This is a genomic window from Arthrobacter sp. Dra40 (genome assembly GCF_059091905.1).
In genome coordinates this window covers 1-14,972 of record NZ_JBNHHB010000126.1, presented here as the reverse complement: position 1 = coordinate 14,972, position 14,972 = coordinate 1, and the positions used below count along the sequence as shown (strand labels likewise).

The window sequence follows — 14,972 nt, the reverse complement described above, 5'->3', positions numbered from 1 at the left end:
GGGCTCAGCCGCCCGTGACCTTAGTGCGGGAGGTCTCCAACGGCCCTTCTGAGTGCGGGCGGCCATCTGAGTCCGCCCGCCCCAGATACGGCACCGGGGGAGGGGGTTGCACCGGGATCGGGTACCAGTGAGGCCAGGCCCACACCTGTGCAGGGGTGAAAACGGCCGCCAGAAGACAGGACTAGGGCATGGATGATCACGTGTTGCCGGGGCGCGCGAGCGGATGGCCTGGCGTTCCTTTGACTTGTGGCAGCAAGCACTCAGGCGCCGCCTTGAGCAGCGCCTGCAGGCAACCAGCGGATTGTCAGTACCCGATTACGACGTGCTGGCCGCCCTGGCCGCAGCACCTGATGGACGGAGGCGATTCTCTGACCTCGCCAATGACCTCGGCTGGGAAGAAGCCACCTGCACCACCGGTTGACCAGGATGTGCCGCCGGGGCCTGGTCCGGCGCAAACCCGAAGAAACGGGTGCAACGTCGCGGGAGGTCGTGCTGACCGATCAGGGTCGCACATCGGTCCAAAACGCAGCCCCCGCACATGCCGAGGAAGTTAACCGACTGATCTTCGAGCCCCTCACAGCCGCCCAGCTTGCACAGTGGAAGGAAATTTCGGCCGCCATCTTGGAGAGGACTGCAACAGTCTACGGTCCAGAAGGCGAATCGTGGACCATGCCTAAATGCCCACACAAAGAACGCTTACAAGCCGCCGATGACCTTACCGTGATCACGCCCGAGGGCATCAAAGCGCAAGATTACTGGTGACCCGACGTATGCGCTGTTATCGGCTCTACGACACAGCCAAAGCCTGGCGCCGCCGTCGGGGATGGGAGCGCCAGGCACTTTTGGTTCTTATTCGGCTGCCTGTGAGTGTTTAGGCTGTCGCTATGAGGTTCCGGTTGTACTGGCACCCTTCAGGCTTGGGGCGGTCTCCTTGGTTTTGATGAGGACGACGAAGGTTATGAGTGCGGCTGCCACTATGTAGAGCCCCGGTGCGGCGGTGATGCCTGTCTGGGCGACCAATAGAGTGACGAGGAAAGGTGCGGTGCCACCGAACATCGAAACGGACAGGTTGTAGCCAAGGGAGAACCCGCCGTAACGGACAGCTGTCGTGAATAGTTCGTTCATCGTTGCCAGAATCGGCCCTAGGAATATGCCCAGGATGACGCCGAGGCAGAAGTGTGCCACGACGGCGAGCACAGCGTCTCCTTGCTCCATCAGCAAGAACAGCGGATAGGAAAAAATCATGGCCGAGATACATGAAGTCGCGAGGATTCGCTTGCGGCCGATCCTGTCCGAGAGGGCGCCCATGAGGGGAATAGTTAGGCAGACAACAGCCATGGTAATGACGGAGGATGTCGAGGCCAGGAGCGAGGTATGACCGAGAGTTGCAGTGAGGTGGCTGGGAACGAAGGTGAGAACCACGTACAGGGTTGCGTTCTGGAAAAGAGCGAAGGCTCCGACAATGAGAACGGCCCTCCAGTGCTTGGTGACGGTCTCCTTCAACGGGTTCTTGGATACTCCCCCAGCGGCTCGCAAAGCGGCGAATTCGGGGGTCTCTTCGAGCTTCGAACGGATGAACAGGCCGACGATTCCCAATGGAGCGGCTAGGAGGAACGGGATGCGCCAGCCCCAGGCCAGTACTTGGTCTTGGCTGAGCATGAGATTGAGGCCTAAGACCGTGAGCGATCCCAGGAGAAACCCGAGGATGCAGCCCATTTCCACGAGGCTTACCAGGAAGCCGCGGCGTGCGGGGGGAGCATACTCAGCGACGAAGGCGGAAGCGCCGCCCATCTCGCCGCCGGCCGAAAAGCCTTGGAGTAGGCGCAGGGTTACGAGCAGCACGGGTGCCAGGACACCGATGGTTGCTTGTCCGGGCAGGACGCCAATGCCGAACGTTGCCGCGGAAACGAGCAGGATGACGGCGGCCAAGGTTTTTTGGCGCCCGACGCGGTCACCGAGGTAGCCGAAGAAGATCCCTCCGAGAGGGCGGACGATGAAGGCGGCTGCGAAAACGGCGAAAGAGCTGAGCAGCGCTGTCGTGGGATCGCTGGACGCGAAGAATACCTGGCCGATAACGACGGCTAGGTATCCGTAGACGGCGACATCGAACCACTCAACGATGCTTCCGACGGTGGCTCCCAGTGTGGCGCGGCGGACCAGGGCGGGCGACGGTGGAGCTGTGTCGGCATAAACGGATGTAGAGCTCACGGGATCTCCAGACGGTTCCTTGCCAGCGGGACCTCCCCGTGGCGCTAATCACAGAACCCTAGAAGAATCGTCCGATGATCACAAGGCCATCTCAAATAAATTTCAAATGAATTTACGACACAAGGGGCTAAATCGTCCGACTTTAGGATGCGGGGTAGCGGGCTAGGAGGGCCTCCTCCGAGTCACGGAGATAGGAGTCCAGCGCCGCGGCTGCGCCTTCGAGGTCTCCCGATCGCACCAGTTCCGCGATCTCGACGTTGCGTTCCAGAAAGGGCGTGTGGAAGGACGAGGGGTCGCTCATATACGCGTAGGACAGGCGGAATTCGGCTAGAACCTGGCTTGCAAGGGCTGTCAGCCGTGGGCTGCCGGCTAGGGCGACCAGCGCCTCATGGAAGCCAATGCTGGCAGCCGCCACCATATGCCAGTCCGCTTGTTCCGCGGCTTGCTGTCCATTCATGACGGCCTGCGTCAATTTCCGCAGCGTCTGGGGCGGGAGGAGGGTTACTTGGCGCAGCGCTCCGCATTCCAAGACCTTGCGGACGGCGTAGAGGTCTGAGATGTCGGCGCGGGAAAGTTCCCGCACGAAGAAGCCGCGGCTGAGGCGGTGGACCATAAGGCGTTCCCGAATGAGCAGCTGGAACCCTTCGCGCAGAGTGCTTCTGGAGACTCCGAGCTCTGCTCGAACGCGTTCCTCGGGGAGGCGTTCCCCAGGCAGCAACGACCCTTCGATAATCTGGGTGCGTATGACCACGGCGACGCGGCTGGCAGCGCTGGTCGTAGCCTCGGGGTCGGTAGGGGCTTCTGCTGGTGCCGTCATTGGAGTCCTCGCTCTGCTCATCTTTGATCTCACTCTACTTAGAGGATCACTGCCCTTGCTGAAGGTCGTAACCGCTCCACTGAATCGTCGGACGAAATAGTTGAAAATCGTCCGACGATCTGTATGATCGCCATATCAAGTGGCCGGAGTCACAAGGCCATGTTTCATCGTGAATTGGAGGTCATCCATGGCTACATCCGGCAACCTGCGCGTCGGCATCGACATCGGCGGGACGTTTACGGACCTGTCCATTTTGGATTCGGATGGAATCGTCGGTGTGGGCAAGACGCTGACGACGCATGGAGCGCCTGCAGCCGCGGTCGCCAGCGTCTTGGCGGACACCTTGGAGGCCCACGGATTGAAGAGTTCGGACGTCCAGGGCGTTGTCCACGGCACCACGTTGGTGACCAATGCCCTGATCGAACGCCGCGGGGCAAAGACTGCGCTGATCACCACGGACGGGTTTCGGGATGTCATCGAGATGGGAAGGGAGCATCGCTACGAGCTCTACGACCTGAACCTGGAGCTCCCGCAGCCTCTGGTCCCGCGTCACCTGCGGATCGGGATCCGCGAGAGGATGCTGGGCGATGGCTCTGTGGACACACCCCTCGATGTGCAGCAGGTGCAAGACGTTGCTCTCGAGCTGGTGGGAGCCGGGGTCGAAGCCGTCGCTGTGTGTTTCCTGCACAGTCACATCAATGACCAACATGAGGTCATGGCCAGGGACGCCATCAGGGCTGTAGCCCCGGAGTTGCGGGTTGCGCTCTCCAGCGAGATCAACCCCGAAATACGTGAGTACGAGCGCTTCAGCACCACGCTGGCGAATGTGTACGTCCAAGGTGTGGTGGAGGACTATCTGGAGGACTTGCGCCAAAGAATGAAGGGCATCGGGGTGCAGAACGATCCGTTGATCATGCTCTCGAATGGTGGGGTAACAGCGATCGACGTAGCGCGGAGTTACCCGATCCGCATGCTCGAGTCCGGTCCGGCCGGCGGTGCGCTGGGTGCCGTTTCTTTCGGCAGGACAGCTGGACTGCCGAACCTAATGGCCTTTGATATGGGCGGGACGACTGCAAAGTTGTGCATTGTTGAGAAGAACCGCCCGCTCGTGACGCACACATTCGAGGTGAACCGGGTGTACAGGCTGCGGGCCGGTTCCGGTCTGCCCGTCCGTGCTCCCGTCATCGACATGATTGAGATCGGGGCCGGTGGCGGGTCCGTCGCCCGAATCGATTCCCTTGGCCTCATTACCATCGGCCCCGACTCAGCGGGGTCAGAACCCGGACCCGTTAGCTACGGGCGCGGAGGAAAGCAGTGCACAGTCACGGATGCCGACGTGGTGCTTGGGTACCTCGATCCCAATTCGTTCCTTGGTGGTTCCATGCGGCTCGATGCCGATGCCGCAGCAGACGCGATCGGAGCCCAGATTGCCCGCCCCCTGGGAATCGACATCGCCGAAGCGGCGTGGGGCATCCATGCCACCGTCAACGAGAACATGGCCAACGCAGCACGGGTCCACGCCATGGAGCGTGGCGAAGACCCGGCTCGTCTACCCCTCTTCGTGTCGGGGGGGAACGGGCCCCTGCACGGCCCTGGAGTCGCTCAGGCTCTCGGCTCACCGCAACTCCTGGCGCCGCCTGCTGCGGGGGTCTTGAGCACTCTCGGATTCCTCTCCGCCGCAACATCGATCGATGTCGTGCGCTCCTCGCATGCTGCGGTGGCGGATATGGCGGACGACAGCATCTGCGCGCTGTTCGAAAAACTGGAGGCCGAAGGGGAGCAGTTGCTGAAGGAATCCGGGGTGTCGGATGCCGATATCTGCCACGAACGCAGCGTCGAAATGCGCTTTATAGGCCAGGGCAATGAAATCGAAGTCCCTGTGCCGGCGCCAAGCTCGTCCTGGAAGCAGGAAGCTCTGGCTTCCTTCGCGCTCGAATACAAACGCAAGTTCGGTGACGTGGCGCCGCAGGGCGTCGGTGTCGAAATCCTAACCTGGCGAGTCCGTTCAAGCGGTCCCGAGCCCGACGCCAAACTCCGTTTCCGGGATGCCCCGGATGCGGGGGAGGCGCTCAAGGGCCACCGGATGGCCTACTTCCCTCAGGAAAGCGGATACGTGCAGACCCCGGTTTATGACCGCCATCGTCTTGCCCCCGGCCTCTCATTGGTGGGGCCAGCACTCATCGAAGAAAGAGAATCAACTCTCGTCGTTCCCCCCGCCAGCCGTTGCACGGTCGCGGAGGACCGCAGCATTTTCATCGACTTCAATCAGGGGAGCGCATCATGATGCAGCAACAACATCCGTCCGTGGCCGTCCGTGAGGGGGCAGATCCCGTCTTGGTGGGCCTGGTTTCGAACCGTCTCCATTCGATGCTGGACGAACAGCAAGCAGCGTTGGTGAACACTGCATTCAGCCCCGTGGTCCGCGAATCATACGACTTGGCGTGCGCGGTCTTCGACTCCCGCGGATCCATGATCGGGCAGTCGTCCGGCGGCACGCCCGGCCACATCAACGCCCTTGCTACAGGCATGCACCATATCGCCTCCCGCTACCCGGCCGAGTCCATGGTCGAAGGCGATGTTTTGATCACCAACGACCCGTGGATGACTGCAGGCCAGATCAACGACATCACGGTGGCCACCCCGGTGTTTCGGGACAACATGCTGGTTGCGTGGTTTGCCAGTTGCTGCCACTCGCCCGACATTGGTGGCCGCATCCTCTCGGCGGCGGCCACTGAGGTGTATGAGGAGGGCCTGCGCATACCCATCTTGAAGCTGCGCACTTCCGAGGGACCGAATGAGGTCTTGGAGGAGATCATCCGAGTCAACGTCCGGACGCCTGACGAGACCTTGGGCGATATTTACGCCCAAGTAGCCGCCAACCAAGTCGGGGCACGCAGTCTGCTACGACTGATGGACGAGTTCCAACTCAGCAGCATCGATGACGTGGCAGCAGAGATTATGGACCGGTCGGAGGTCGCCCTCCGCAACGCCATCGAACAATTGAACGACGGAACGTACACCGCATCAATGGAGTGCGACGGCTTTGGCGGCCAGCCCCTGACCTTGCAGGTCGCTGTTAGCGTCCGGGGAAACGGCATCACGATCGACTACGCGGGGTCCTCGCCCCAATCCCCGTTCGGCGTCAACGTGGTCCTCAACTACACGCGCGCCTACACTTCCTTCGCCATCAAGGCTGCTCTTGCACCTGAAGTCCCGCACAACGCCGGATCCTTCCGGCCGGTGCACATCACCGCTCCGGAAGGTTCGGTTCTGAACTGCCTCGATCCGGCGCCAGTTGCTTCCAGGCACCTGGTGGGGCACTTCCTTCCAAGCCTGGTGTTCGAAGCACTGCGGCCTGCGTTGCCCGAAGGACTGCCTGCCGCCAGCGCGGACGCGCTATGGATGTCTGTATGGCGGGGGAGGGGAGAAGCAAATGACGAATCCTTCACCCTCACGGTATTCGGTGCAGGTGGCAGCGGTGGCCGCCCCACGAAGGACGGCCTCACCACCACAGGGTTCCCCACTGGTGTCCGCGCGGCCCCAACTGAGGTGCTTGAGACCCTGACCCCACTAGTTCAAACCCAGCGTGAACTGCTGCCTGATTCCGGTGGGCCCGGAAAGTTCCGCGGCGGACTGGGGCAACAGCTACAGGTCCGCAGGCGGGGCGAGCAGGCCTGGACAGTCAATGCCAACATCGACCGTGTGGATCACCCCGCTGCTGGAGCCCTTGGCGGTGTGCCCGGCAGCGCCGGGAGCTTCACCGACGTCGAAACAGGCGAAGACCTGCCACGTAAGTCACTGCTCAGACTCGGTCCCGATACGCAGGTGAGGTTCCAATTCCCCGGTGGCGGGGGCTACCAGGACCCCTTCGAGCGGGACATCGAGGATGTTTTCAACGATGTGGTCAATGGCTACGTGTCCATGGAAGCAGCACGGGGAATGTATGGCGTCGCCATCGAATACCTGGGCCGTCCTGAGGCCACGGTGCGGCTCCCGGAGTCCTTCCGGATCGATATGGAAGCCACCCGGGCCCTCAGAGCAGAACGTGAGTAGTGGAACTTCGCCGGAGGTCCTCGCCAGCGGGCAGGTGTTGGCCCATCGGCCTCCGGATCCACTCCAGCCAGACTGTAGACGCTGATATCCACGCTGCACAGGAATGTGCCTGGCATGCAACTACTCACCATCTCCGAAAGGAATAGTCCATTGAGTTTCAAGAGCCTGTGGGAACTGCGAGCCGCGTTCGCCCAAAGCCTCTCGACGATGTACGGCACCGAAGTGCCGGCCTACAACACCCTGGTGGAGGTCTCCACCGAGGTGAACCAGGAACACCTGCGCCGGCACGGGGCCGATGCCGAGCGGTTGGGCAGCATCGGGCGGGTCACCGCCGAGCGGCACGGGGCCATCCGCGTCGGCTCCGAGCGCGAAATGTCGCAGGTGGCCCGGGTCTTCGCAGCCTTCGGCATGCACCCGGTGGGCTTCTACGACCTGCGCGACGCCGCGTCCTCCGCGGTGCCGGTGGTGTCCACGGCCTTCCGCCCCATCGACGCCGACGAGCTGGCGAAGAATCCGTTCCGGGTGTTTACCTCGATGCTTGCCGTCGAGGACCCGCGCTTCTTCGACGAGGCCCTCCAGCTCGAACTCGCCGACTTTTTTGCGCACCGCGAACTCTTCGGCCCCGAGCTTCTGGAACTCGCCGACCGTGCCGCTGCAGATCGCGGACTGCCGGATGCCGAAGCGCAGCAGCTGCTGCAGCTCGCCACCGGAGCGTTCGAGCTATCCGCCGAACCGGTGGACCACGAATGGTACCGCCGGCTTGAGGCAATCTCCGCGGTCGCCTCGGACATCGGCGGCGTCGCATCCACGCACATCAACCACCTCACCCCGCGGGTGCTGGACATCGACGCGCTCTACGCCGGCATGGAGGCCCGGGGCATCACGATGATCGACGAGATCCAGGGCCCGCCGCGCTGGGACGGCCCCGACGTGCTCCTGCGGCAGACCTCCTTCAAGGCCCTCGGAGAGAAGCGGTTGTTCCGCCACGCCGACGGCTCCGTGCAGCCCGGAGAGCTGCGGGTGCGCTTTGGCGAGGTCGAGGCGCGCGGGATCGCCCTCACCCCCGCAGGCCGCGAAGTCTACGACCGCATGGTAGCCGAGGTCGACTCCCGGCTCGCCGCGTGCCCAGATCTGGTGCGGCAGGACGCCGCCCGTCGCGTCTGGGAGGAGAACCTGCCGCGCAGCGAGGCCGAACTGGCAGCCCAAGGCCTGGCCTACTTTACCTTCGCCCCGCGCCCTGAGGCCTTGGGCGACAACACTGCCGGCCAGACCACCCTTGCGGAGCTCATCGCCTCCGGTGCCGCGGTGCCGCAGCCGATCGTCTACGAGGACTTCCTGCCGCGCTCCGCGGCCGGGATCTTCCAGTCCAACCTCACCGACGAGGGCTCGAAGAACGACGCCGAACAGGCCGCCGTGTACGACATCGACCGGATGAGCCGGATCGTCGGCGGCGAGGTGCTCGACCCCAACAGGCTCTATCAGGCACAGCAGGACGCCTCCGTCGCGGAGCTCGCCAAAACCCTCCGGATCGAGATCGTCCCTGCGTCAGCAGCGACGATCCACAGCCGCTAGATATCTGCAGATAGAAGGAGAAACCAGCATGGCCAACGTGTTCGACCTAATGGACGAGTGGGGACCGGAAAAGATCGTGGCGGTCAGCGACCCGAAGACGGGCATGAAGGGTGTACTGGTAATCGACAACACCGCCCGCGGCATCGGGAAGGGCGGCACCCGCATGCAGCCCAACGTGTCCGTGGACGAGATCGCCCGGCTGGCCCGTGTAATGACGTGGAAGTGGGCCGGCGTGGACCTCTTCTACGGCGGCGCCAAGGCTGGCATCCAGGCCGACCCCGCCTCTCCGTACAAGGAGGAGATCCTGCGTGCCTTCGTCCGCCGGCTCCGCAACGAGGTCCCGGAGGAGTACGTTTTCGGCCTGGACATGGGCCTGAACGAGAACGACGCCGCGATCATTAACGACGAGCTCGGCACCCGCGGTGCGGCCGTCGGCACACCATATGATCTCGGCGGGATCCCCTACGACCAGCTCGGCATCACCGGGTACGGGGTGGCCGAGGTCGTCGACCAAGCCGCCACGGCGACCGGACTCGCCGGACGACGCGTGGCCCTGCAAGGTTTCGGTGCCGTCGGCCATGCCGCGGCGGAGCGGCTGCATACCCTCGGCTACCAGGTCGTCTCAGTGTCCACCGCGGCCGGGGCACTGCACGACCCGGACGGCCTGGACATCCCCGCGCTGCTGGAATTGCGCCGCGACCACGGCGACGCCTTCGTCAGCGCCCTGCCGGAGCTGAAGATCGAGGCCGGAACCGAGTTGTTCGTCGACGCGGACATCGTGGTACCCGCAGCACTGCAAGACGTCATCGACGCTGCCAACGTCGCCGACATCAGGGGCCGGCTGCTGGTCGAGGGTGCGAACTTGCCCACCAGTCCCGAGGCACAGGCCGTGCTGCGCGACGCCGGGGTCACTGTGATCCCGGACTTCGTAGCCAACGCTGGGGGCGTGGTGTCTGCCGCGTTCGCGATGGACGCCCGCCACTCGGCCTTCCGCCCGGAAACCGGGCAGATCTTCGAGACTGTCTCGAGCAAGCTGCGCGCCAACGCTGTGCAGGTGCTGGAAGAAACCGAACGTCGGGGCGGCACCAGCCACGAGGCCGCGCGCGGCCTGGCGCAGGAGCGGGTGAAGCGCGCCATGGAGCTGCGCGGCAAGCCGCTGCCCGTAAACGCTTGATCCTGACCACTTAGCCTTTCAGAAGGAGCCGAAAAGTGATTAGCGACGTAGAGGTCAAGGCCATGGGCAGCCGGACGGGGTCGGGCGAGAGCACTGCTTTGTTGCCGGGTGCCGGACAGCCGGACATTGAGGGGATCGTGCGCGAGCTGGGACAGGCGCTCGAGGGCGAGGTCGATGCCAGCCCCGTGCGGCTGGCCCAGTACACCACGGATGCGTCGAACTACCGAGTCCCGCCCCGCGTCGTTGCCATGCCGCGCACCGAGGCGGACGTGGTCTCCGCGGTGCGGATCGCCGCGCGGCACGGGCTGCCAGTCACGGTACGCGGGGGAGGCACCTCCTGCGCCGGGAATGCCGTCGGTCCTGGCCTGGTGCTGGACCTCAGCCGGCACCTGAACCGGATCATCTCGATCGACCGCGAGGCGCGCACCGCCGTTGTCCAACCCGGCGTCGTCTTGTCTGACCTGCAGGCAGCCGCGGCCGCGCACGGGCTGCGCTTCGGGCCGGACCCGTCCACCGCTACCCGCTGCACGGTCGGCGGCATGATCGGCAACAACGCGTGCGGACCCCACGGCCTCGCCTACGGTCGGACGGCGGACAACGTACGCCGGCTGCGCTGGCTCACCGGGACAGGCCAGGTGCTGGAAATCGGCGCCGGCCGCGGCGCAGTCAACGCCGTCCCAGGGCTGGAGGAGTTTGTGCTCGCCAACCTGGAGACCATCCGGACCGAGTTCGGCCGGTTCGGGCGGCAAATCTCCGGCTACAGCCTGGAGCACCTGCTGCCGGAGAATGGGCGCAACCTCGCCGCCGCCCTGGCCGGGACAGAGGGCACCTGCGGGATCATCCTCGAGGCCGAGCTGGATCTGGTCCCGCGGTCCGCCGCGCCTGCCCTCGCCGTGCTCGGTTACCCGGACATGGCCACCGCCGCCGATGCTGTGCCCGCCCTGCTACCGCACAATCCGCTGGCCCTCGAGGGTCTGGACTCCGCGCTCGTTGAAGCGGTGCGCCGCTCCCCGGCCGGCGGGTCCATGCCTACACTGCCTGTCGGGGAGGGATGGCTCATGGTCGAGGTCGGTGGCGCCACCGACGCCGAGGCCGTCGCCGCCGCGCAAGCAATGGTGGTGGACGCCGGCGCGCTGGACGCCGTCGTGCTGCCTTCTGGTCCGGAAGCTACCCGGCTTTGGCAGATCCGCGCCGACGGCGCCGGGCTTGCCGGACTCACTGCCACCGGTGCCCAGGCGTGGCCGGGCTGGGAGGACTCCGCCGTCCCGCCCGAGCACCTCGGCGACTACCTGCGGGACCTTACCGCCCTCATGGACGGACACGGGCTCTCCGGCCTGGCCTACGGCCACTTCGGCGACGGGTGCGTGCACCTACGCATCGACTTCCCGCTGGAGTACGACGGCGCCGCAATGCGTGCTTTCCTTGAGGCCGCCGCGGAACTGGTGGCCCGCTACGGCGGCTCGCTCTCCGGCGAACACGGAGACGGACGCGCCCGCGGCGAACTGCTGCCCACCATGTACTCACCGCAGGCCATCGCCGCGTTCGCCGGATTCAAAGCGCTCTTCGACCCCCACAACCTTCTCAACCCTGGTGTGGTCGTGGACCCGGAACCGATGGACGCCTCGCTGCGCCGGCCGCAGGCAGTGCAGCTGCTGGCCAGCGACGGGTTCGCATTCGCGCATGACGCCGGCAACGTCACTGATTCACTGCACCGCTGCGTGGGCGTCGGCAAGTGCCGGGCCGACCTGACCGAGCAGGGCGCATTCATGTGCCCCTCCTTCCAAGCCACCCGGGACGAGGAACATTCCACTCGCGGTCGGGCACGTGTTCTGCAGGAGATGCTCAACGGCGGCATCGTCACCCTAGGTTGGTCCTCTCCGGAGGTCCACGACGCCCTGGACCTATGCCTGAGCTGCAAGGCCTGCGCCAACGACTGCCCCACCGGCATCGACATGGCCATGTTCAAGTCCGAGGCGCTGCACCAAACTTACAAGGGCAAGCTCCGGCCGCTGGCGCACTACACCTTCGGGCGCCTGCCGCAGTGGCTGCGGCTGGTGGGACCCTTCGGGCCGCTGGTCAACAAGGTTGCCAAGGTCCCACCGCTGCGCCGGCTGATGATGCGGCTCGCCGGCGCCGACCCCCGCCGGGGTCTACCTGTATTCCCGGCCAAACCCTTCAGGGCGCTCGGGCCCGCACCGGTAGCCGTGGCCCCCGGGAAGAGGGCAGGTGCCGCAGTGGACAAACCCGCACGGGATGCTGCCGCCCGTGTTGCCGAGGAGCTGACAAGAGGCCACCCCGTCCTGCTGTGGGTGGACTCCTTCTCTGACGCAATGGGCCCTGACGTGGCCCTCGCGGCGGTCAAGGTGCTCCGCGCCGCGGGGTGCGATGTCCAACTCGCCGGGCCGGGCGTGTGCTGCGGACTCACCCTGATCACCACGGGCCAGCTCACAGCCGCGAAAGCGAAGCTGACGAAGACGCTGGACGTCCTGTACCCGCAAGTGGTTGCGGGCCGGACAGTGGTGGGGTTGGAGCCCTCCTGCACCGCCGTGCTGCGCTCGGACCTGCTCGAGTTGCTGCCGGATGACCCTCGGGCCTCTGAGGTGTCCCGGGCGACGAAGACCGTGGCTGAGTTTTTGCGCTCCATTGACTGGACGCCTCCGGTGGCCACGGAGCAGCTGCTGGTCCAACCGCACTGCCACCAACACTCGGTCATGGGCTATCAGCAGGACCTGGCCCTACTCGAGGACATGGGGTGCGACGTCGAGGTCTCAAACGGCTGCTGCGGCCTCGCCGGAAATTTCGGCATGGAGAAAGGCCACTACGAGATCTCAGCGAAGATCGCCGGGGACGGCATCCTGCGCAAGGCCGCAGCCAACCCGGATCGGACGATCATGGCCGACGGCTTCAGCTGCCGCACCCAAGTCTTCGACCTCGCCGGCCTCGACTCCCGACACCTAGTTGAAGTCATCGCCGACGCCTTGGAAGTCCACATGGACGTGCAAAAGCCGAAGTAACGACGCCGAGTCGCCGATCGAGATTCCGTCACCAATTCGAGCGTTCCGTAACTCCTCGGGACAGTTGCATGCCGCTTTGGCCACATTCGAGTGCCTCTCGCTCGGGGAGCGGTGAAGTGTGAGCAGTTATAAAAGCGACATCGCGAATTTTCGAGACACCATGCGGATAGCCGAACCTGGTGCCCTTCCAGTCCCAGAAACCCCGCTTTCAATTTATTGGAGAGTCCATGCGTGAGGTAGAGAATGACCGCCGGTACGGTTTGGCGGCCGCCCTGACTACCTATGCCATCTGGGGTTTCTTCCCTGTGTACTTTGTCCTCCTGAGCGGGGTGCATCCCTTGGAGATTGTGGTGCATCGAGTGCTCTGGGGATCGGTGGTGTTGGTGGGCGTAATCACCGCTGCCCGCCAGTGGACCTCAATCAAAGAGGTGATCAGCAACTCCCGAGCCCGCAACGGACTCGCGCTGGCCTCTCTTCTCATGGGGGTGGTGTGGTTCTTTTACGGGTACGGTGCCCTGACCGGCCGCGCTGTCGACGTCGCACTGGGATACTTCGTTTGTCCTCTGGTCACGATGGTTCTGGCGGTGGCCGTAGAAGGAGAAAGGCTGCGCCCGGCCCAGTGGGTCTCCGCCGTGATAGGTGTCGTCGCCATCGTCGTCGTGACAGTCGGCTACGGCCGCTTTCCGTGGATCTCGAGCATCATTGCAGTTGCTTTTGCTCTTTACAGCCTTGCAAAGAGCCGCGTCGGCCGTGGCGTGAAGGCCACGGTGGGGCTGACCATCGAGTCGATATTCCTGATCCCTGTTGTCGGAGCGATCATGGTATGGCTGTATGCCACTGATCGGGCGTCGTTTGCAGTCGAAGGGCTCGGCCCCACCGAGCTGTGGCTGGTGCTGTCGGGACCTCTGACAGCGCTTCCACTGCTGCTCTTCGCTATAGCTGCCGCTCGTTTGCCGCTGTCCTTGGTCGGCAACCTCCAGTACCTCAACCCCGCACTCCAACTCGTAGCTGGAGTTCTAGTGCTCCAGGAAGAGATGCCGCTGACGCGGTTGCTTGGATTTGGGCTCGTTTGGCTGGCCCTTGCAGTCTTAGTGATTGACGCGTCACAGGCACAAACCCGGAGGGTCAGGCAGCTGGTGCGATGAATCGCTGGGTCAGCGGGACGAAGTCAGACCATCGCCGGGCCGTGATTCCCAGCTGAGGCAGCGACGGCTGCGAAGCCTACGCATCCAATACGACAACACAGACTCCAGACATAGGCGCCGTTATCGGCGTCGAGGCAGTCTCGAGCGGTATAACGCGGCCTGCTTGAGGCAGATGGGAGTGTCAGAACCATTCGAGGGCCGGTTGGGAACCTCCACGCTGACATGTGCGGAGTCCTGCAGTAGTTCCAGCATGGCTTGGATCGGCGCGTCGCCGGCCCCGGGTGGTAGCCGAAGGAATTGGGATTCGGCCACCATGCGTTCCTGCCGCCCGGTCGCCCCTGTTAGTCCCGCTAGGGCCGGACCATGGTCCTTGAGGGCCAGCGGCGCGTCGCACAGTTGGAGGATCGGGAATAGCCCTGGGTTGTCCGCAACTATCTCCAGCCGCGCCCCGGTGCGCACGAAATGCAGCATGTCCAGCTCGACGGCACATCCCGCCCGTTCGGCTAGCGCCACCGCGTCGTCATAGTTGTTCAGATGGCGGTAGGCGATGGGTTCGAGGACGGCAAGGACGCCGTAGGTGCGGGCGTCGACGGACAACCGCTCGACGACACTTCGACTACCTGAACCAGCTCACCGCATGGGGCTACACCGCCAGCGCCGTCGAAAAAATCATCCTCGACAAGCACACCGCCGACACCGAATGATTTGAAATGGGCCGGGCGGCTGATCCCCCAAAGCAGCCGCCCGGCCCTACCATTCGCAGGGTACGGAACCTGCCGTAAGCCGGGCGGTCCGCCGAGTGTGAACCACAGCATCCACTCACCAGCGACGGACCGCCATTCACCGCAACCACCCAGCTAGCCAGTCTCCAGCCGCGCGACCAGGAACAACGAGGTACCAGGTAGCGGCAGCACAACAACCTTTCAGCCAAGCTGAACCACAGATTTCCTTTGCCCAAGGGAAAACAGGCAGGCCGGCCAATTAGTGGC

At 64.3% G+C, this 14,972-nt stretch carries 10 protein-coding genes; 7 read left to right on the top strand and 3 right to left on the bottom strand.

The features are described from left to right. Nucleotides 1–489: 489 nt before the first annotated feature. Nucleotides 490–762, top strand: a complete 273-nt coding sequence (locus AC5RWT_RS26720; protein ID WP_494082835.1) for a hypothetical protein — start codon at nucleotides 490–492, stop codon at nucleotides 760–762. Nucleotides 763–882: 120 nt separating this feature from the next. Here AC5RWT_RS26720 and AC5RWT_RS26715 read toward each other — a convergent pair whose 3' ends face one another. Both AC5RWT_RS26715 and AC5RWT_RS26710 read right to left on the bottom strand, forming a co-directional pair. Next, the gene (locus AC5RWT_RS26715) at nucleotides 883–2,208 is read right to left on the bottom strand and encodes an MFS transporter (RefSeq protein WP_494082834.1); all 1,326 of its coding nucleotides are present in this window, start codon (nucleotides 2,206–2,208) and stop codon (nucleotides 883–885) included. 142 nt (nucleotides 2,209–2,350) lie between these two features. Further along, entirely contained in the window at nucleotides 2,351–3,025 is a 675-nt protein-coding gene (locus AC5RWT_RS26710; RefSeq protein WP_494082833.1) for a GntR family transcriptional regulator, read from the bottom strand. 187 nt (nucleotides 3,026–3,212) lie between these two features. Between AC5RWT_RS26710 and AC5RWT_RS26705 the strand changes: the two genes are divergently transcribed. From AC5RWT_RS26705 to rarD, 6 genes are all read left to right on the top strand, one after another. After that, complete coding sequence (locus AC5RWT_RS26705; RefSeq protein ID WP_494082832.1) at nucleotides 3,213–5,309, top strand: hydantoinase/oxoprolinase family protein; 2,097 nt, start codon at nucleotides 3,213–3,215, stop codon at nucleotides 5,307–5,309. Next, the gene (locus tag AC5RWT_RS26700; RefSeq protein WP_494082831.1) at nucleotides 5,306–7,078 is read left to right on the top strand and encodes a hydantoinase B/oxoprolinase family protein; all 1,773 of its coding nucleotides are present in this window, start codon (nucleotides 5,306–5,308) and stop codon (nucleotides 7,076–7,078) included. Before AC5RWT_RS26705 ends, AC5RWT_RS26700 begins: the two co-directional genes overlap by 4 nt. A 150-nt stretch (nucleotides 7,079–7,228) precedes the next feature. Beyond that, a complete protein-coding gene (hglS, locus tag AC5RWT_RS26695; protein WP_494082830.1) occupies nucleotides 7,229–8,650 on the top strand; it encodes a 2-oxoadipate dioxygenase/decarboxylase in 1,422 nt (473 codons plus the stop codon). Between the two features lie 28 nt (nucleotides 8,651–8,678). Continuing rightward, nucleotides 8,679–9,824 (top strand): Glu/Leu/Phe/Val family dehydrogenase, encoded by a 1,146-nt coding sequence (locus AC5RWT_RS26690; protein ID WP_494082829.1) that lies wholly within the window; start codon nucleotides 8,679–8,681, stop codon nucleotides 9,822–9,824. A 62-nt stretch (nucleotides 9,825–9,886) separates the two neighbouring features. Beyond that, nucleotides 9,887–12,838, top strand: a complete 2,952-nt coding sequence (locus AC5RWT_RS26685; RefSeq protein ID WP_494082836.1) for an FAD-binding and (Fe-S)-binding domain-containing protein — start codon at nucleotides 9,887–9,889, stop codon at nucleotides 12,836–12,838. 227 nt (nucleotides 12,839–13,065) lie between these two features. Beyond that, a complete protein-coding gene (gene rarD, locus AC5RWT_RS26680; RefSeq protein WP_494082828.1) occupies nucleotides 13,066–13,983 on the top strand; it encodes an EamA family transporter RarD in 918 nt (305 codons plus the stop codon). Nucleotides 13,984–14,103: 120 nt separating this feature from the next. Here the strand turns inward: rarD and AC5RWT_RS26675 are convergent, their stop codons facing one another. Next, the gene (locus tag AC5RWT_RS26675; RefSeq protein ID WP_494082827.1) at nucleotides 14,104–14,580 is read right to left on the bottom strand and encodes a hypothetical protein; all 477 of its coding nucleotides are present in this window, start codon (nucleotides 14,578–14,580) and stop codon (nucleotides 14,104–14,106) included. Nucleotides 14,581–14,972: the final 392 nt, after the last annotated feature.

Coding starts and splice junctions, on each gene's coding strand:
- AC5RWT_RS26710 (WP_494082833.1), bottom strand. CDS start 3,025: ATGACGGCACCAGCAGAAGCCCCTACCGACCCCGAGGCTACGACCAGC.
- AC5RWT_RS26705 (WP_494082832.1), top strand. CDS start 3,213: ATGGCTACATCCGGCAACCTGCGCGTCGGCATCGACATCGGCGGGACG.
- AC5RWT_RS26700 (WP_494082831.1), top strand. CDS start 5,306: ATGATGCAGCAACAACATCCGTCCGTGGCCGTCCGTGAGGGGGCAGAT.
- AC5RWT_RS26690 (WP_494082829.1), top strand. CDS start 8,679: ATGGCCAACGTGTTCGACCTAATGGACGAGTGGGGACCGGAAAAGATC.
- AC5RWT_RS26685 (WP_494082836.1), top strand. CDS start 9,887: ATGGGCAGCCGGACGGGGTCGGGCGAGAGCACTGCTTTGTTGCCGGGT.
- rarD (WP_494082828.1), top strand. CDS start 13,066: ATGCGTGAGGTAGAGAATGACCGCCGGTACGGTTTGGCGGCCGCCCTG.